The sequence below is a fragment of the Bordetella saccharivorans genome, from assembly GCF_045862855.1.
In the GTDB taxonomy this organism is placed as follows: domain Bacteria; phylum Pseudomonadota; class Gammaproteobacteria; order Burkholderiales; family Burkholderiaceae_B; genus Bordetella_A; species Bordetella_A petrii_F.
In genome coordinates, this window is sequence record NZ_BAAFZO010000001.1 from 605,656 (window position 1) to 621,341 (window position 15,686).

General features: G+C 69.9%; 17 protein-coding genes. 12 read left to right on the forward strand and 5 right to left on the reverse strand.

Annotated features, from left to right (window positions below; all coding sequences use genetic code 11):
* Positions 1 to 2 precede the first annotated feature (2 nt).
* Entirely contained in the window at positions 3 to 956 is a 954-nt protein-coding gene (locus ACKTT0_RS02880; RefSeq protein ID WP_407847943.1) for a Bug family tripartite tricarboxylate transporter substrate binding protein, read from the reverse strand.
* Positions 957 to 1,106: 150 nt separating this feature from the next.
* Between ACKTT0_RS02880 and ACKTT0_RS02885 the strand changes: the two genes are divergently transcribed.
* The 6 genes from ACKTT0_RS02885 (at position 1,107) to arsH (ending at position 6,253) form a co-directional block, all read left to right on the forward strand.
* Positions 1,107 to 2,699, forward strand: a complete 1,593-nt coding sequence (locus ACKTT0_RS02885) for an AMP-binding protein (RefSeq protein ID WP_407847945.1) — start codon at positions 1,107 to 1,109, stop codon at positions 2,697 to 2,699.
* Between the two features lie 69 nt (positions 2,700 to 2,768).
* Positions 2,769 to 3,542, forward strand: coding sequence for a citryl-CoA lyase (locus ACKTT0_RS02890; RefSeq protein ID WP_407847946.1), 774 nt, complete (start codon positions 2,769 to 2,771; stop codon positions 3,540 to 3,542).
* Positions 3,543 to 3,612: 70 nt separating this feature from the next.
* A complete protein-coding gene (locus tag ACKTT0_RS02895; protein WP_407847948.1) occupies positions 3,613 to 3,945 on the forward strand; it encodes an ArsR/SmtB family transcription factor in 333 nt (110 codons plus the stop codon).
* A 7-nt stretch (positions 3,946 to 3,952) separates the two neighbouring features.
* A complete protein-coding gene (locus ACKTT0_RS02900) occupies positions 3,953 to 4,447 on the forward strand; it encodes an arsenate reductase ArsC (protein ID WP_407847950.1) in 495 nt (164 codons plus the stop codon).
* A gap of 8 nt (positions 4,448 to 4,455) precedes the next feature.
* On the forward strand, positions 4,456 to 5,523 hold the full coding sequence (arsB, locus tag ACKTT0_RS02905) for an ACR3 family arsenite efflux transporter (RefSeq protein ID WP_407847952.1): 1,068 nt from the start codon (positions 4,456 to 4,458) through the stop codon (positions 5,521 to 5,523).
* A gap of 16 nt (positions 5,524 to 5,539) precedes the next feature.
* Positions 5,540 to 6,253, forward strand: a complete 714-nt coding sequence (arsH, locus tag ACKTT0_RS02910; protein ID WP_407847954.1) for an arsenical resistance protein ArsH — start codon at positions 5,540 to 5,542, stop codon at positions 6,251 to 6,253.
* A gap of 19 nt (positions 6,254 to 6,272) precedes the next feature.
* Here arsH and ACKTT0_RS02915 read toward each other — a convergent pair whose 3' ends face one another.
* Together ACKTT0_RS02915 and ACKTT0_RS02920 are read right to left on the reverse strand one after the other, a co-directional pair.
* A complete protein-coding gene (locus ACKTT0_RS02915) occupies positions 6,273 to 7,241 on the reverse strand; it encodes a tripartite tricarboxylate transporter substrate binding protein (protein ID WP_407847956.1) in 969 nt (322 codons plus the stop codon).
* 58 nt (positions 7,242 to 7,299) lie between these two features.
* Positions 7,300 to 8,157 carry a TauD/TfdA dioxygenase family protein gene (locus tag ACKTT0_RS02920; protein ID WP_407847958.1) on the reverse strand — a complete coding sequence of 286 codons (858 nt, stop codon included), beginning with the start codon at positions 8,155 to 8,157 and terminating at the stop codon, positions 7,300 to 7,302.
* A gap of 140 nt (positions 8,158 to 8,297) precedes the next feature.
* Between ACKTT0_RS02920 and ACKTT0_RS02925 the strand changes: the two genes are divergently transcribed.
* A complete protein-coding gene (locus tag ACKTT0_RS02925; protein ID WP_407847960.1) occupies positions 8,298 to 9,095 on the forward strand; it encodes an IclR family transcriptional regulator in 798 nt (265 codons plus the stop codon).
* 10 nt (positions 9,096 to 9,105) lie between these two features.
* Here ACKTT0_RS02925 and ACKTT0_RS02930 read toward each other — a convergent pair whose 3' ends face one another.
* Positions 9,106 to 10,311, reverse strand: a complete 1,206-nt coding sequence (locus ACKTT0_RS02930) for an MFS transporter (protein ID WP_407847962.1) — start codon at positions 10,309 to 10,311, stop codon at positions 9,106 to 9,108.
* Between the two features lie 104 nt (positions 10,312 to 10,415).
* Here ACKTT0_RS02930 and ACKTT0_RS02935 point away from each other — a divergent pair, with 104 nt between their 5' ends.
* Positions 10,416 to 11,399: an AraC family transcriptional regulator gene (locus ACKTT0_RS02935; protein WP_028352467.1), complete on the forward strand. Its 984-nt coding sequence runs from the start codon at positions 10,416 to 10,418 to the stop codon at positions 11,397 to 11,399.
* Between the two features lie 13 nt (positions 11,400 to 11,412).
* Here the strand turns inward: ACKTT0_RS02935 and ACKTT0_RS02940 are convergent, their stop codons facing one another.
* Positions 11,413 to 11,619: a DUF7661 family protein gene (locus tag ACKTT0_RS02940; RefSeq protein ID WP_407847964.1), complete on the reverse strand. Its 207-nt coding sequence runs from the start codon at positions 11,617 to 11,619 to the stop codon at positions 11,413 to 11,415.
* 74 nt (positions 11,620 to 11,693) lie between these two features.
* Here ACKTT0_RS02940 and ACKTT0_RS02945 point away from each other — a divergent pair, with 74 nt between their 5' ends.
* From ACKTT0_RS02945 to ACKTT0_RS02960, 4 genes are all read left to right on the forward strand, one after another.
* Positions 11,694 to 12,302: a LysE family translocator gene (locus ACKTT0_RS02945; RefSeq protein ID WP_407847966.1), complete on the forward strand. Its 609-nt coding sequence runs from the start codon at positions 11,694 to 11,696 to the stop codon at positions 12,300 to 12,302.
* A 30-nt stretch (positions 12,303 to 12,332) separates the two neighbouring features.
* Positions 12,333 to 13,268, forward strand: coding sequence for a LysR family transcriptional regulator (locus ACKTT0_RS02950; protein WP_407847968.1), 936 nt, complete (start codon positions 12,333 to 12,335; stop codon positions 13,266 to 13,268).
* Between the two features lie 131 nt (positions 13,269 to 13,399).
* Complete coding sequence (locus ACKTT0_RS02955) at positions 13,400 to 14,668, forward strand: carboxylesterase/lipase family protein (RefSeq protein WP_407847970.1); 1,269 nt, start codon at positions 13,400 to 13,402, stop codon at positions 14,666 to 14,668.
* A gap of 60 nt (positions 14,669 to 14,728) precedes the next feature.
* Complete coding sequence (locus ACKTT0_RS02960) at positions 14,729 to 15,682, forward strand: Bug family tripartite tricarboxylate transporter substrate binding protein (RefSeq protein WP_407847972.1); 954 nt, start codon at positions 14,729 to 14,731, stop codon at positions 15,680 to 15,682.
* Positions 15,683 to 15,686: the final 4 nt, after the last annotated feature.

A 15,686-nucleotide genomic window follows, 5' to 3' on the forward strand; every position in this document is an offset into this window, starting at 1 on the left:
GCTCACCGGGCCGGCTTGAGCAGCGCATGCCAGCGCCCGATCTCGGCGCGCACGAACTGTTCGAACTGTGCCGGCGAGGACACGCGCACCTCGCCGTCGATGACTCGCAGCCGCCGGGCAACCTCCGGGTCCGCCAGGCTGGCGCGCAGCGCCTGGTTGATCTTGTCGACGACCGGCCCGGGCGTGCCCGCGGGCGCGAACACCCCCCACCACACTTCCGCCTCGAAACCCGGCACGCCCTGTTCGGCGATCGTCTTGACGCCAGGCGCCGACTGCAGCCGCTCGCGGCCTGAAGTCGCCAGCAGCTTGACGCGCTTGCTGTCCAGGTGGGGACGAATCTGCGACATGCCGGTGAAGGCGAGATCCACCTGCCCGCTGGCGACCGCGAGCAGCGCGGGGCCCGCGCCCCGGTACGGCACTTCCATGATGTCCGCCTGCGTGGCGGCCTTGAACAGGGCCGCGGCAAGGTGGGAGGCCGAACCTTCGCCCGACGTGGCGATGGTGATCTTGCCGGGATGCTTCCTGGCCAGCGCGATCAAGGCCGGGATGTCGTCGGCCGGGAGCGCCGAGCGCGCCGCCAATCCCATCGCATACGTGATGACCTGGCCGACCGGCGCGAAGTCGTCGGGCGTGCGGTAGGGCAAGTCGGGCAACAAGGTCGGATTGGTGGCGAAGCTGGGGCTGGTCAGCAGCAAGGTATAGCCGTCGGGCGGCGCGTGCGCCACGGCCTCCGTGCCGGTCACGGTGTTGCCGCCCCCGCGGTTCTCGATGATGACGGGCTGCTTCAGGGTTGCCGCGAGCTTGTCGGACCAGGCGCGCGCGATGAAATCGCCGCCGCCGCCGGCCGCGAAGGGAACCACGATGCGCACCGGCCGGGACGGATAGTCGTCGGCCCGCGCGGGCTGCGCCTGCAAGGCCAGCACGGCCAGGCAGGCCGCCGCGAATGCGTGTTTCATGTCTCCTCCGATGGCGCGGCGGGATCGCGCGCCGGTTGAAGCAAGGCCATGACTTCGGCTCTGGCGGCCATTATTCCATTGTGTTCCTATGTACACAATAGTATTCCAACGCTAAACTGGCGGCGTTCCCTGCTCGCCGGTCGTATTCGCATGAAAGCACCGCTTGAAGTCCTGAACACCTATCCCGTCCACGACTGCACCTTGCATGGCGCCTTCCAGAGCCGGCTGGCCAGGCGGGCTGCCGAACTGTTCCTGGTCCAGGGCGAACTGCGCTGGACCTGGGCGGAATTCGGCGCCCGGTACGAGCGCCTGGCGCGCGCCCTGGCGGCGCGGGGAATCGGTCATGGCATGCGCGTGGCGGTGGTCGGCCGCAACGACAAGGCGCACTTGCTGGCGCTGTTCGCGCTGGCCAGGCTGGGGGCCGTCATGGTGCCGGTCAATCCCGATTTCGGTCCGCGTGAACTGCGCTATGCCCTGCAGCACGCCGACGTGCACGGAGTCATCGCCGAGACCCGCCTGCGGGCGGCGGTCGCCCCCATCCTGGACGGCTTCGCCGCGCGCCCCTGGCTGCTGGCGCTCGACGGCGCCGCGCGGGATCCGGACTCGCTGGAGGCCGCCATGGCCGGCGCCCCGGATACCGCGCTGCCGCCCCCCGCCGCGCCCGCCGATACATGCGTCATCATCTTCACTTCGGGCACCACCGGCTTCCCGAAAGGCGTGATGCACAGCCAGCGGAACCTGATCGCCGCCGGCGAGGCGAACGTGGCGCGGGTGCACTTGCAGCCCGACGACCGCATCATGATCGTCCTGCCGTTCTTCCACATGAACGCGCTCTTCTATTCGATCGGCGGGGCGCTGGCCGCCGGCGCCAGCGTGGTGCTGGTGCCGCGCTTCTCGGCCTCGGCGTTCTGGCGCGAGGCGGCCGACAGCGGCGCCACCGTGGTCAATATCATCGAGGCCATCGGCACCATCCTGGCCGCGCGCGACCGGCGCGAATACCGGCCGGATCATCGCCTGCGCGCTGTCTACGGCGTGCGCCGCAAGTTCGCGCGGACCTTCCACGAAGAATTCGGCATCCCGCACCTGCTGGCCGGCTTCGGCATGACCGAGATCCCGGGCGTCACCTGCAACCCCTACGGCGAAGCCGGCAAGCCGGGCAGCATGGGCCTGGTGGCCAGCCACCCCGACCCGTCGCGCCCGTGGGCGCAATGCCGCGTGGTGGACGACGCTGGCCGCGACGTGGGCGTGGACCAGGTCGGCGAGCTATGGGTCGACACGCCGATCGTCATGCAGGGCTATTTCCGCGATCCCGAGCAGACGCGCCAGGCTTTCAGCGGCCGCTGGCTCAAGACCGGCGACCTCGTGCGGCGCGACGCGGACGGCTATTTCTTTCATGTGTCGCGCAAGAAGGACATCATCCGCCGCCGCGGCGAGAACATCGCGGCGGCCGAACTCGAAATGGTCATCAACGAGCATCCCCAAGTATTCGAGGCGGCGGCATTGGCCGTTCCTTCCGAACTGGGCGAGGACGACATCCTGGTCGTGGTGGCGCCGCGCGATGGCGCGCGCCTGAGCGAGGCCGACATCGCCGCCTGGTGCCAGGCGCGGCTGGCGGCCATCAAGGTGCCGCGCTATGTGGCGATGCTGCCCGAACTGCCCCACACGCCCACGCACAAGATCGCCAAGCACGCGCTGCGCGACGACCCCCGCGTCAGGGCGCGCGCCGTCGACCTGCAGGCCTGACGCCGCGCCCGCGGCCTCGCGCCGATTCCCTGCCAGCCGCACATTGCCCAACGAAGGAGACCCGCCGCCATGGCCAAGCGCAAGCAATTGAGGACAGACATTTGCTGGAGTACCGAGGACAAGATCACCATCAAAGGGCTGGACCTATGCCGCGACATCATGGGCAAGGTCTCGCTGGGCGACATGGCGTTCCTGGAACTGGCCGACCGCCTGCCCAATGAACGCGAGTCGCGGGTATTCAACGCGCTGGCGGTGATCCTGGTCGAGCACGGCATGACGCCCAGCGCCATCGCGGCGCGCCTGACCATCGCCGGCGCGCCGGAGGCCATGCAGGCGGCAGTGGCGGCCGGCCTGAACGGCCTGGGCAGCGTGTTCGTCGGCAGCATGGAGAACGCCGCGCGGCTGCTGCAGGAAGCGTTGCCCGACCCGGCCGCGCCGGCCGACATCCCGGCGCTGGCCGCGCGCATCGTGGACCAGTGCACGCAACGCGGCGGCGCCATCCCAGGCATCGGCCACCACATGCACAAGCCGGTCGATCCGCGCGCCCCGCGCCTGTTCGAGATTGCCCGCGAGAACGGTTTCGACGGCCCCTACGTGGCGCTGATGCAGGCCGTCGCGGCCGAAGCGCAGCGGCGCCTGGGCAAGAGCCTGCCGGTCAATGCCACCGGCGCGATCGCCGCGGTCGCCAGCGAACTGCGCCTGCCCTGGCGCATCGTGCGCGGCATCGGCGTCATGTCGCGGGCCATCGGCCTGGTGGCGCACGTGCTGGAGGAATGGCGCCAGCCCATGGCGCGCGACATCAAGGCCATGGTGGAAGAGGAAGCCACCGCGCACCTGCGTTGAGGACGCTCGCCGCGGCTTGCGATTATGCCGGCCGCAGGCTACTATTCAATAAACGTTGAATTATTGAATCATGACCGAAGACCACGCCGTCGCCGCGCTGTCCGCGCTGGCGCATCCGCACCGCCTGCGGCTGTTCCGCGCCCTGGTGGTCGCCGGCCTCGCCGGCCTGACCCCCAGCGTGCTGGCCGACCAATTGGAGGTGGCCCGCAGTGCGCTGTCGTTCCACTTGAAGGAACTGGCGCACGCCGGCCTGGTCAGCGTCGAACAACAAGGCCGCAATCTCATCTACCGCGCCGACTTCGGCCGGATGAACGCCCTGCTGGGCTACTTGACCGAGCATTGCTGCCAGGGCGGCGCCTGCGAAGTCACGCCCGGCTTCCTTCCAGGCAACCCACGCTGCTGAGGCAACCATGCCGGACAAGATCTACCACGCACTGTTCATCTGCACGGGCAATTCGGCCCGTTCGATCCTGGCCGAAGGCCTGCTCAACGGGCTGGGCCAGGGGCGGTTCCGCGCCTGGTCGGCCGGCAGCCAGCCCAAGGGCGAAGTCCACCCGCTGGCGCTGGCCACGCTGCAGCGGCTGGGCCTGCCGGCCGATGGCTACCGCAGCAAGAGCTGGGACGAGTTCGCCACGCCGGACGGCCCGCAATTCGACTTCATCTTTACCGTGTGCGACAACGCCGCCGGCGAGGCGTGCCCCATCTGGCCGGGCAAGCCCATGACGGCGCACTGGGGCGTGCCCGACCCGGCCGCCGCCGCGGGCACGCAAGAAGAGCGCCTGAAGGCCTTCCAGGATGCCGCCCTGGCGCTCAAGCGCCGCATCGAACTGTTCCTCGCCCTGCCGCTGGAACGGCTCGACGGCATGTCGCTGCAGCAGCAGTTGCGCGACATCGGCAAGGCCTGAGGCGCGCCATGGCCGACGGCAGCTGCGCCATGGCGCGCCCGGCGGGCGCCATGAGCCTGTTCGAGCGCTACCTGAGCTTGTGGGTGCTGCTGTGCATCGTCGCCGGCGTGCTGCTCGGGCAGGCCGCGCCGGCGTTGTTCCAGTCCATCGCGCGGCTGGAAATCGCGCGCGTCAATGTGCCGGTGGGTTTGCTGATCTGGGTCATGATCATCCCGATGCTGATGAAGGTGGACTTCGGCGCGCTTGGCCAGGTGCGCCGCCATTGGCGCGGCATCGGCGTGACCCTGTTCGTCAACTGGGCCGTCAAGCCGTTCTCCATGGCGCTGCTGGGCTGGCTGTTCATTCGCCACGTCTTCGCGCCCTGGCTGCCGGCCGCCCAGCTCGACAGCTACATCGCCGGGCTGATCCTGCTCGCCGCCGCGCCGTGCACCGCCATGGTCTTCGTCTGGAGCCGCCTGACCGGCGGCGACCCCGCCTTCACGCTGTCCCAGGTGGCCCTCAACGACGCCATCATGGTGTTCGCCTTTGCCCCCATCGTGGGCCTGCTGCTGGGCATCTCCGCCATCGCCGTCCCATGGGACACCCTGTTTGCCTCCGTGGCGCTGTACATCGTGATCCCGGTCGCCCTGGCACAGGCGTGGCGGCGCGCCCTGCTGCGCCGCGGCCCGGCCGCTTTCGAACAGGCCATGGCGCGCGTCGGCCCGGCCTCGATGGCCGCGCTGCTGCTGACCCTGGTGCTGCTGTTCGCCTTCCAGGGCCGGGCCATTCTGCAACAACCGCTGGTGATCGCCATGCTGGCGGTGCCGATCCTGATCCAGGTGCTGTTCAATGCCGGCCTGGCGTATTGGCTGAACCGGCGGGCCGGCGAACAGCACAGTGTCGCCTGTCCATCTGCGCTGATCGGCGCGTCGAATTTCTTCGAGCTGTCGGTAGCCGCGGCCATCAGCCTGTTCGGCTTCCAGTCGGGCGCCGCCCTGGCCACCGTGGTCGGCGTCCTGATCGAAGTCCCCGTCATGCTGCTGGTCGTGCGCGTGGTCAACCGCACGCGCGGCTGGTACGAATCGGCCGCATCCTGAACCCCCTGGAATCACCATGCTGAAAGACTTGCCCAATGTGCAGCCCGGCTGCTTCGACTCTTCCGTCGACACGCGCCTGGCCGGCGGCCGCATGACCCACCCGCCGCGCATCCTGCTGCTTTACGGGTCCCTGCGCGAACGCTCGTTCAGCCGCTTCGCCGCCGAAGAGGCCGCCCGCCTGCTGCGCGCCATGGGCGCGGAAACGCGGCTGTACGACCCGCGCGGCCTGCCGCTGGCCGACGGCGCGCCCGACGACCACCCGAAGGTGGCGCAACTGCGCGAATGGGTGCAGTGGGCCGAAGGCATGGTGTGGAGTTCGCCCGAGCGCCACGGCGCCATGACGGGGCTGATGAAGACACAGATCGACTGGATCCCGTTGTCGATCGGCGCGGTGCGGCCCACCCAGGGCAAGACGCTGGCCGTGATGCAGGTCAGCGGCGGTTCGCAATCGTTCAATGCCGTCAATCAGATGCGCGTGCTGGGCCGCTGGATGCGCATGATCACCATCCCGAACCAGTCGTCGGTGGCCAAGGCCTGGCAGGAATTCGACGACGCGGGCCGCATGAAGCCGTCGCCCTATTACGACCGCATCGTCGACGTCATGGAAGAACTGGTGAAGTTCACGCTGCTGACGCGCGAGGCGGCGCCGTACCTGGTGGACCGCTACAGCGAACGCAAGGAAAGCGCCGAAGAACTGTCCCGGCGCGTCAATCAGCGGGCCGCTGTCTGAGCCGGCGCCCGCGCCGGGCTTACTCGATGCGGACGTTGCTCTGTTGCGCCACCTTGCGCCACTTGTCGATCTCGTCGCGCAGGAAGCGGTCGAAGGCGGCTGGCGTGGAGGCCACCGGCGTCATGCCCAGCTCGGCCATGGCTTGCGCCACTTTGGGTGAATGGATGACCTGCGCGGCCGCGTCCCGGATGGCCTGCAGGCTGCCCGCCGGCGTCCCGGCCGGGGCCACCAGTCCGAACATGCTGCCGACCTCGAAGCCGTCGAGCGTCTCGTCCACCGTCGGGTAGTCGGGAAAGGCCGGGTCACGCCGCGGCGAAGCCAGGGCGATGACTTTCAAGCGGCCGCTGCGCACCATCGGCAATGCCGATTGCAGCAGGTCGAACATCAAGTCCACCTGGCCGCCTATCAGGTCCGTCTGGGCCGGGCTGCTGCCTTTGTAGGGCACGTGGACGATATCGACGCCGGCGGCGAGCTTGAACAGTTCCCCCGCCAGATGCGTGGAAGTCCCCGCGCCCGGCGAGGCATAGGTCAGCTTGCCGGGCCGCCGGCGCGCCAGGTCGATCAGCTCGGGCACCGTGTCGAATGGCGCATCGGCCCGCGCAACCAGCGCAAGCTTGGATTCGGCCAACTGCGTGACACCCTGCAGGTCGCGCAGCGTGTCGTAGGGCATCGAAGGGCGCACCGAGGGATTGATGGTGTATGCGCTGATCACCATGCCCACGGTCTGCCCGTCCGGCGCGGCCTTGGCCACGTAGTCCGCGCCGATCAATGTGCCGGCGCCCGGCTTGTTCTCGACAATGACCGGCTGGCGCCACTGCGCCTGCAGCCCCTCGGCCAGCAGGCGGGCCAGGGTATCGGTCGGGCCGCCGGCGGGGAACGGCACCACCAGGTGCACCGGTCCGGCGGGATAGGCGGGCGCCGCCGGCGCCGGCGCGGCGCCGGCCAGCGCGGCCACGCAGGCGGCCGCGGCGATGAGCGCTTGTTTCATGCTTGTCTCCTCCTCCGCGTGACGCGGATCTTGTCGTGGTTGTGCGAGGCGGGGCGCCTCAGGCCGCGTCCACGGTCGTGGTGCGGCGCAATTCGCGCCGGGCCGACAGGTCGAAGGCGCGGCCGCGGTGCAGGGTGCTGCGGTTGTCCCACATCACCAGGTCCGCCGGCTGCCAGACGTGGCGATAGACGAAGCGAGGCTGGGTGGCATGCTCGAGCAAGTCCATCAGCAGCAGCCTGCCTTCGGCCACCGACAGTTCCGCCACATGGCTGGCGTGCGCCCCGATGAACAGCAGATCCCGCCCGCTGCCGGGGTGACGGCGCACCAGCGGCCACAGCACGGGCGGAATCGCCTCGCGCTGCTCTTCGGAATAGTCGGTATCGCCCAGCAGGAAACGCGAATGCAGCGCGTAGTGCTGGGCATGCAGCCCCGCGAGCCGCTGCTTCTGCGCTTGCGGCAAGGCATCGTAGGCGGCCCGCATATCGGCGAACTCGGTTTCGCCGCCCTGTTCCGGCAGGACCACCGCGTGCAGCATGGAATAGCGCGCGGGCGGGTCCTGGAACGAACTGTCGCTGTGCCAGAGCTGGTTCGCCAGGTTGCCGACAATCTTGCGGTGGTTGCGATCGGCCACCCGCCCGGTTTCGTCCACGTTGGATATGTCGAGCAGTTCCTCGCGGGCCAGCCGATTGGGCGCCTTTGACGCTTTTTTGAAACCAAGGTCCAGTTTTCCGAAATTTTCGGCGAATTGCAGCTGCGCCTCCGGCGCCAGCGCCTGCCCCCGGAACACCAGCACCGCGTGCCGGTCCATGGCCGCCTCGATGGCCTGGATATCCGTTTCACCCAGCGGCGCTGCAAGGTCCAGGCCGCTCGCTTCGGCGGCGAAGCCGGGTTGGATCGGCGTCAATACCAAGGGCATGATCTCCTCCTAATAATGAAATTTAATTTTATTATATTTGAGTTTGATCAATAAACAAGCACTCCAGCGGGCCATTACAATCCGCCTGCGGCCCTGCGTTTCAGAATTGCGCGACCGATCCGCTACAGGAGACCTTTCACATGCATGACGTCCCGCACGGGGAGCCCATCGAAGGCGAAGTCAGCGCCCTGGCGCGCGGGCTGGCGGTGCTGCGCTGTGTCGCCGCCGGCGACGAAGCCGCCACGCTCAAGGAAATCTCGGAAGGCACGGCCATTCCCAAGCCCACTGCGTCGCGCCTGGTCGGCACCCTGCTGGCGGCCGGGCTGCTGCGCCGCATGCCGGGAACCGAACGCTATGCCCTGGGGCCGGGCGTCATGGCGCTCAGCAATGCCTACCTGGGCAAGCTGGACATGCGCGCCGAGGCGCGCGTGCACATGCGCGCCTTCGCCGAAGCGTCCGGCGTGACCGTACACCTGGGCACCCGCGACCGGCTGGAAATGGTCTTGCTTGAGACAGTGCGGCCGCTGTCCGCCGCGCTGGTCATGCGCATCGGCGTGGGCGACCGGCTGGGCCTGGCCACCTCGGCCTCGGGACGCGCCTACCTGGCGGCGCTGCCGGCCCCCGACCGCGAACGCCTGATCGAAACGCTGCGCATCAGCATGGAAAACCGCTGGCCCGCCGTGGCGCCGCAACTGGAGCAGGCCATCGCCCAATATCGCGAGACCGGCTATGTGGCATCGCACGGCGAATGGCATCCGGATGTGAACGCCATCGCCGCGCCGCTCGTCATGCCCGACGGCGAAATCTATTCCGTGAATTGCGGCGGCCCGGCCTTCAAGCTGCCCGCCGAGACCCTGGCCAGCGAGGTGGCGCCGCGCCTGCTGGCCTGCGTCCGGGCCATCGTGGCGGATACCGGCGCGACGCTGCCAGCCCGCTAGCCCCCGGCCGCTACTGGGCCACCGGCAAGGTCCGCGCGCGGAACACGGCAAACACGCACAGCGTCGCCGTGAGCAGCACCAGCCCGCTGCCCAGGAATACGCCGCGCGCGCCGCTGGCGTCGAACACCACGCCGCCGGCGGCCGCCCCGGCGGCGATCGCGAACTGCACGGCCGCCACGATCAGGCCGCCGCCGCTCTCGGCCTCGTCCGGCACCACGCGGGTCAGCCAGGTGCTCCACGCCACCGGCACCGCGCCGAAGGCCATGCCCCACAGCGCCACCAGCCCCGCGTCGGCCAGCGGCGCGCCGCCCAGGCCGGCCAGGATCAGGCCGATCGTGCCCATCAGCAGCGGCATCAGCATCAGTGTCGCCCGCAGGTTGCGCTCCAGCAAAAAGCCGGCCAGCGACGTGCCGAGGAAATTGGCCACGCCGAAGCCGAGCAAGATGCCGGACACGCCGACCACGCCCACGCCGGTCACGTTTTCCAGGAACGGCCGCAGGTAGGTGAAGAACGCGAAATGGCCGGCGAACACCAGCAGGCAGGCGAACATGCCGACCGCCACGCCCGGGCGGCGCAGGACTTCCACCATGGTGCCGAGCCGCGTCGCGCCGGCCGGCGCCATGCGCGGCAGGGCCAGCCATTGCCAGGCGAATGCCAGCAGGCCCAGCACAGTAGCCAGCAGGAAGACGTTGCGCCAGCCGATCAGGTCGCCAAAATAGCTGCCCAAGGGCGCCGCGGCAATGGTGGCGGCCGACACGCCGGCGAAGATCATCGACAAGGCGCGCGGCACCAGGTCGGCCGGCACCAGGCGCATGGCGGTGGCGGCCGACATGGTCCAGAAGCCGCCGATCGCCACGCCCAGCAGCACGCGGGCCCCCAGCAGTATCTGCAGATTCGGCGCGAACGCCACCAGCAGGTTGGACACCATCAGCAGGGCCGAGAACGCCAGCAACACGTAGCGCCGGTCGATGCCGCGGGTCATGGTCGGGATCAGCAGGCCCGCCATCAAGGCGATGACGGCCGTGACCGTGACGGCCTGCCCCGCCAGCCCTTCGCTCACGTCCAGGCTGGCGGCCATGGGCGTCAGCAGGCTGGCGGGCAGGAATTCGGCTGTCACCAGCCCGAATACGCCCAGGGCCAGCGAGAACACCGCGTTCCAGGCGGGTTTGTCCGGCGCGGGAACGGGGCCCGTGGCGGCTTGCATACGTGCTTCCATCGAGTGCTTCCTTAGGTAATTCAAGCGATATGGCAGCGTAAGCGCGCGAGCCCGGACGGTCTATGATATAAAATCCGATATTATTGACTGATCGTCCGATCCTGATGGCACCGAAAATCCCGGCCCCGACGCCCGGCCACGATCTGGCCAGCGAACTGCTGATGGGCATGCGCCTGGTGGGGGTGAAATACCGGCGCATCGAAATGGACGCGCCCTTCGGGCTGGCGTTCGGCAACGCCCCCGGGCGCGCGCAGTTTCATTTCATCGGCCGTGGGCCGGTGCTGCTGCGCACGGCCAGCGGCCAGGAATTCCCGCTCGCTACCGGCGACGCGCTGCTGCTGCCGCAGGGCGGCCAGCATGAGCTGCTGTCGGCGCCGGACGTCGCCAGCCGGGACATCGACGTGTTCGCCTCCACCAATCTCTGCGCCACCGTGTGCGCCGTGACGCCGCCCGACGGCGCGGCCTGTCCCGTCAGCGGCGTGCTGATCTTCAGCGGCTGCATGGAGTTCGACCTGGGCGGCATGCAACTGCTGGTGGCGTCCATGCCCGAGGTGATGTTCGTCGGCACGCTGCTGGAACGCAATCCGGAGCTGCGGCCCATGCTGGAAGCCATGGAACGCGAATCGCTGGCCCGGCGCGCCGGCTTCGCCGGCATCCTGGCGCGCCTGGCGGACGTGGTGTCCGCCTTCATCGTGCGGGCCTGGGTGGAATGCGGCTGCGGCGACGCCACCGGCTGGGTCCAGGCCCTGCGCGACCCGCGCCTGGGCAAGGTGTTCCTGGCCCTGCACCGCGACCCGGGCCGCAACTGGACCGTGGCCGAGTTGGCGGCGGAAATGGGCAGCTCGCGCTCGGTGTTCGCCGAGCGCTTCCTGGCCGTGACCGGCATGACGCCGGTGCGCTACCTGACCGAATTGCGCATGCGCCTGGCCATGCAATGGATCAGCCGCGACCGCGAGGCCATCGAGACCGTGGCCTACCGGCTCGGCTACGGTTCATTGGCGGCCTTCAGCCGGGCCTTCAAGCGCGTGCTGGGCCACCCGCCGGGCGAATTGCGGCGCGCCGCGCCGCTGCCCGCTCCGCCCAACTGACGGCGTCCGCGCGCTACAACGGCACGATGCGCCCGCCCGGCGGCGACAGCTCGTGCAGCAGGTCGTCCAGGTATGCCGGGATATCGGCGGCGTCCAGGTCCGGCGGCAGCACCAGGTCGTCGACCGGCACCCGCTTGCCGGCCGTTTCCCGATACACCTGCCAGCCGCCGGCGCTTCTCAGGATCTCCAGCCGGTAGCGTCCGTACACGTCGAATCTCATGGGATCTCCGTACAATGCCCTTGCCGCGCCGCATCCGCCGCCGCGGCATTCTCATGCCCTGGGCTAGAAATACCATGACGCTGCACACCTGGCTGCTGTATCTCGTCGCCGTGACCGGCTTGTCGCTCACTCCCGGTCCCAACACGCTGCTGGCGCTGACGCACGGCGCCCTGCATGGCCACCGCAAGGCGGTATGCACCATCGCCGGCGGCACGCTGGGCTTCATCCTGGTGATCGCGCTCTCCATGCTGGGCATCAGCGCCCTGCTCAAGGCCTGGTCGCCCGCGCTGATCCTGCTGAAATGGGTGGGCGGCACCTACCTGGTCTACCTCGGCATCCAGCTGTGGCGCGCGCCCGCGGTGCGGCTGCAGGCCGAACCCAGCGCGCCGGCGGCGCGGCCGGCGCGGCTGTTCGGCCAGGGCCTGCTGTCGGCGGTGTCGAACCCCAAGGCGCTGTTGTTCTTCGGCGCCTTCCTGCCGCAGTTCATCGATCCGGCGCGCAGCCTGGCGGCCCAGTTCGCGGTCATGGCGGCCACCTTCGCGGCCATGGAATTCATCGTCGAATATGGCTTGGCGCGCACCGCGCATCGCATCCGGCCGTGGCTGGAGCGCGCCGGCAAGCGCTTCAACAAGGTCTGCGGCGGCGCCTTCGCGGCGCTGGGAATCGCGCTGCCGACGACCTAGGGACTGTTCACCCGACAGCGCACCGCAGCCATGACGCCCTTTCGCGGCAAGCTCCGCATCCGCCACCTGGAGATCGTGCTGGCCGTGGCCGAGCTGGGCAACCTGTCCAAGGCCGCGGCGCAATTGCACAGCACCCAGTCCGGCCTGTCGCGCGCCATCGCGGAAATCGAGGAACTGGTCGGTGCCCGCCTGTTCGAGCGCACGGCGCGCGGCACTTCCTGCACGCCGCTGGGCGCGGCCATGTGCCGGCATGCGCGTCTGCTGCTGTCCGGCTTCCGCACGGCCGAGATCGACCTGGCGGCCGTGCTGCGCGGCGAGGAAGGCAGCCTGACGGTCGGCTGTTTCTCGATGTTCGCCGGCTGGCCGGTGGCCGAGGGTGCGCGCCTGTTCCGCGAGGCCTATCCGCGCATCATGCTCACGCTGGAGATCGGCACGCACGAAAAGCTGATCGAGGACCTCGACGCCGGCGCGCTCGACGTGCTGATCAGCCGGTTTTCGGCGACGGTCAATCCGCAGGTGTATCGCTCGGCCCCGCTGCTCAACGACCCGGTGGTGCTGGCCTGCGCCCACGCCCACCCGCTGGCGGCGCAGACCGGCGCCACTCTGGCCGACTACGTGCGCTACCCGTGGATTACCGCGCTGCCGGGCAGCCGCATCCGCGGCGAGTTGGAGAACTCGCTGCGCCAGGCCGGCCTGGCCATTCCGGACATGATCGGCGCGCTGTCGCCGGAATTCGGGCGCGAGATGCTGTTGGCCGGCGATTACCTGTGGATGCTGCCCGGCAGCGTGGCGGCGGTTGGCCGGACGCGCGGCGATTTCCACGTACTGCCGTGCCGGCCGGCGCTGAAGCGCTCGCCGCTGGCCGCGATCTGGCGGCGCGACCGGCCCAGCACCCGCCAGGCGCGGGCTTTCGCCAGCATGCTGGCCCAGGTCATCCAGGCCGAGCAGCTCGACCTGGAAGCGTAGGACGCAACCGGGCCATGCGCAGTCCGCATGGCTTGGTTCGAAATCCGCATGCCCGCGCGCGCGGGTTCCTTCCTACCATAACGGCAAGGCCGCCCCATGACGCGGCCATGACGACACGCCCGGGGAGGAACATGAGCACGACCGTTCGGGTTGAACTGGAGCAGGGCCCGCTGACGGGCATGCGCCAACACGGCGTATGCCGTTTCAGCGCCATCCCGTACGCCGAGGCGCCGATCGGCGCGCTGCGGTTCGCGGCGCCGCGGCCGGCGGCGTGGCGCGGTCCGCGCGATGCCACCCGGCCCGGCCCCGTCGCGCCGCAGTTGCCGTCGCGCCTGCGCGATGCCATGGGCGACTTCGACGTCCCGCAATCGGAAGACTGCCTGCACCTGACCGTCTGGACTCCCAACCCGGATGCCTCGCGACGGCCGGTGGTGGTCTGGCTGCACGGCGGCGCCTGGCAAAGCGGCGGCGGCGCGCTGGATTGGTACGACGGCGCCCGCCTGGCGGCGCGGGGCGACGTGGTGGTGGTCGCGGTCAACTACCGCCTGGCGGCACTGGGCTGGCTGTACGTGCCGGGCGAGGCGGCCAACGCCGGCTTGCTGGACCAGGAGCTGGCCATCGACTGGGTGCTGGACCACATTGCCGCCTTCGGCGGCGACCCGGCCCGCCTGACCGTGATGGGCCAGTCGGCCGGCGCCTCGTCGATCTGCGCCATGCTGGCCCGCCGGCCGCGCTTCTCGCGGGCGATCTTGCAAAGCGCCGCGCTGGGCCGCGGCTTCCGCAGCGCGGAACAGGCCTGGCTGCTGAGCCAGGCGTTCCTGCGGGCCGCCGGCGCGTCCGACCTGGCGGCGGCGCGCGCCCTGCCGGTGGAGGCGCTGCTCGACGCGCAACGCGCTCCCGCGGTCGCCGAGGCGCTGCGCGCCGAAGGCACGCAGCGCAGCCTGTTCTGCCCCGTGCTCGACGGCGCGATCCTGCCCCACGACATCGCCCCCGCGCTGGAGCAAGCGACGGGCCGCGCCGACGTGCTGGTCAGCGTCACGCGCGACGAGATGGCGGCTTTTCCCGGCCACGGCGTCGCCGCGGCCGACCGCGAGCTGGGCGAGCGGATATTCGGCCGCCCGTCGCGGCAATGGGCCGAACAGGCCGCCGCGCGCGGCCGGCAAGCGTGGCTGGCACGCTTCGATGTCGCGCCCGCGCCGCGCTACGGCGCCTGCCACTGCATCGAACTGCCCTTCGTGTTCGGCACCCTGCCCGCCTTCGCCGCGGCGCCCATGCTACGCGGCCTGGACCCGCGGCATGCCGGGCAACTGAGCCAGGCCGTGCAGCGGGCCTGGATCGGCTTCATCCGGGGCGAGTCGCCCGGCTGGGAGCCTGCGCCCCATCAGCAACTGCTGGCCTAGAGCTGCGCACCCGGGACGCGCGCCGCCATACCGACAAAACAAACTCCAAGGGGAACATCCATGCGCATCAAGCTCATTGCCGCCGCACTCGCCCTGCTGATCCCGGCTGCCGCCGCGGCGGCGTATCCGGACCGGCCGGTCACGATCATTGTCTCCAACCCGCCGGGCGGCCCGGTGGACGTCATGCTGCGCGTGTTGGCCAAGCGGCTGGGCGAGACCTGGGGCCAGCCGGTGGTGGTGGAAAATCGCCCCGGCGCATCGGGCATCATCAGCACGGGCGCGCTGGTCAAGGCCGAGCCGGACGGCTACACGCTGGGCATGGTGGTGGCCTCCGCCGTCACCATCGTGCCGTTCGCGGTCGACAAACTGCCCTACGACACGCGCCGCGACCTGCAGCCCATTTCGCTGGTCGCGCGCACGCCGTTCATTTTCATCGCGCCGGCCGACGGCCCGATCAAGACCTGGCAGGATTTCGTGCGCGCCAGCAAGGCGCGCAACCTGACGGTCGGCTCGTTCTCCATCGGCACGGCGTTTCACCTGGTATGGGAACAGACCGCGCGCCGCGCCGGCATCACGGCGCTCTACGTGCCGTCGTCGTCCTCCGGCAAGACGCAAAGCGACCTGATCGGCGGACAACTCGATGTCGCGCTGGATGCGCCGTCCAGCGCCAAGGGCCTGATCGACAGCGGCCGGGTGCGCGCGCTGGCGATCACCAGCCCGCAGCGCTTCGCCGGCTTGCCCGGCACTCCGACGCTGGCAGAATCGGGGCTGCAAGACTACGCGCCGCAGCCCTGGATCGGCCTGATGGGACCGGCCGGCATGCCGGCCGAGCGCGTGGCGTTCATCCACGAATCGGTGGCGGCCATCCTGCGGGAACCCGCCATGCGGGCGCAGATGCAGACGCTGGGCATGATCCCGGTCGGCGGCAGTCCGGACGACCTGGCCGCCACCATCGAATCCGACCGCGCCGACATGGAGCCGCTCATCAAGGAGCTGGGCATCCGGCTGCAGTAGCGCC

What these genes read in the sequence shown, in the direction of transcription:
- ACKTT0_RS02880 (WP_407847943.1), bottom strand. Translation starts at nt 956, where the DNA reads ATGAAACACGCATTCGCGGCGGCCTGCCTGGCCGTGCTGGCCTTGCAG.
- ACKTT0_RS02885 (WP_407847945.1), top strand. Translation starts at nt 1,107, where the DNA reads ATGAAAGCACCGCTTGAAGTCCTGAACACCTATCCCGTCCACGACTGC.
- ACKTT0_RS02890 (WP_407847946.1), top strand. Translation starts at nt 2,769, where the DNA reads ATGGCCAAGCGCAAGCAATTGAGGACAGACATTTGCTGGAGTACCGAG.
- ACKTT0_RS02895 (WP_407847948.1), top strand. Translation starts at nt 3,613, where the DNA reads ATGACCGAAGACCACGCCGTCGCCGCGCTGTCCGCGCTGGCGCATCCG.
- ACKTT0_RS02900 (WP_407847950.1), top strand. Translation starts at nt 3,953, where the DNA reads ATGCCGGACAAGATCTACCACGCACTGTTCATCTGCACGGGCAATTCG.
- arsB (WP_407847952.1), top strand. Translation starts at nt 4,456, where the DNA reads ATGGCCGACGGCAGCTGCGCCATGGCGCGCCCGGCGGGCGCCATGAGC.
- arsH (WP_407847954.1), top strand. Translation starts at nt 5,540, where the DNA reads ATGCTGAAAGACTTGCCCAATGTGCAGCCCGGCTGCTTCGACTCTTCC.
- ACKTT0_RS02915 (WP_407847956.1), bottom strand. Translation starts at nt 7,241, where the DNA reads ATGAAACAAGCGCTCATCGCCGCGGCCGCCTGCGTGGCCGCGCTGGCC.
- ACKTT0_RS02920 (WP_407847958.1), bottom strand. Translation starts at nt 8,157, where the DNA reads ATGCCCTTGGTATTGACGCCGATCCAACCCGGCTTCGCCGCCGAAGCG.
- ACKTT0_RS02925 (WP_407847960.1), top strand. Translation starts at nt 8,298, where the DNA reads ATGCATGACGTCCCGCACGGGGAGCCCATCGAAGGCGAAGTCAGCGCC.
- ACKTT0_RS02930 (WP_407847962.1), bottom strand. Translation starts at nt 10,311, where the DNA reads ATGGAAGCACGTATGCAAGCCGCCACGGGCCCCGTTCCCGCGCCGGAC.
- ACKTT0_RS02935 (WP_028352467.1), top strand. Translation starts at nt 10,416, where the DNA reads ATGGCACCGAAAATCCCGGCCCCGACGCCCGGCCACGATCTGGCCAGC.
- ACKTT0_RS02940 (WP_407847964.1), bottom strand. Translation starts at nt 11,619, where the DNA reads ATGAGATTCGACGTGTACGGACGCTACCGGCTGGAGATCCTGAGAAGC.
- ACKTT0_RS02945 (WP_407847966.1), top strand. Translation starts at nt 11,694, where the DNA reads ATGACGCTGCACACCTGGCTGCTGTATCTCGTCGCCGTGACCGGCTTG.
- ACKTT0_RS02950 (WP_407847968.1), top strand. Translation starts at nt 12,333, where the DNA reads ATGACGCCCTTTCGCGGCAAGCTCCGCATCCGCCACCTGGAGATCGTG.
- ACKTT0_RS02955 (WP_407847970.1), top strand. Translation starts at nt 13,400, where the DNA reads ATGAGCACGACCGTTCGGGTTGAACTGGAGCAGGGCCCGCTGACGGGC.
- ACKTT0_RS02960 (WP_407847972.1), top strand. Translation starts at nt 14,729, where the DNA reads ATGCGCATCAAGCTCATTGCCGCCGCACTCGCCCTGCTGATCCCGGCT.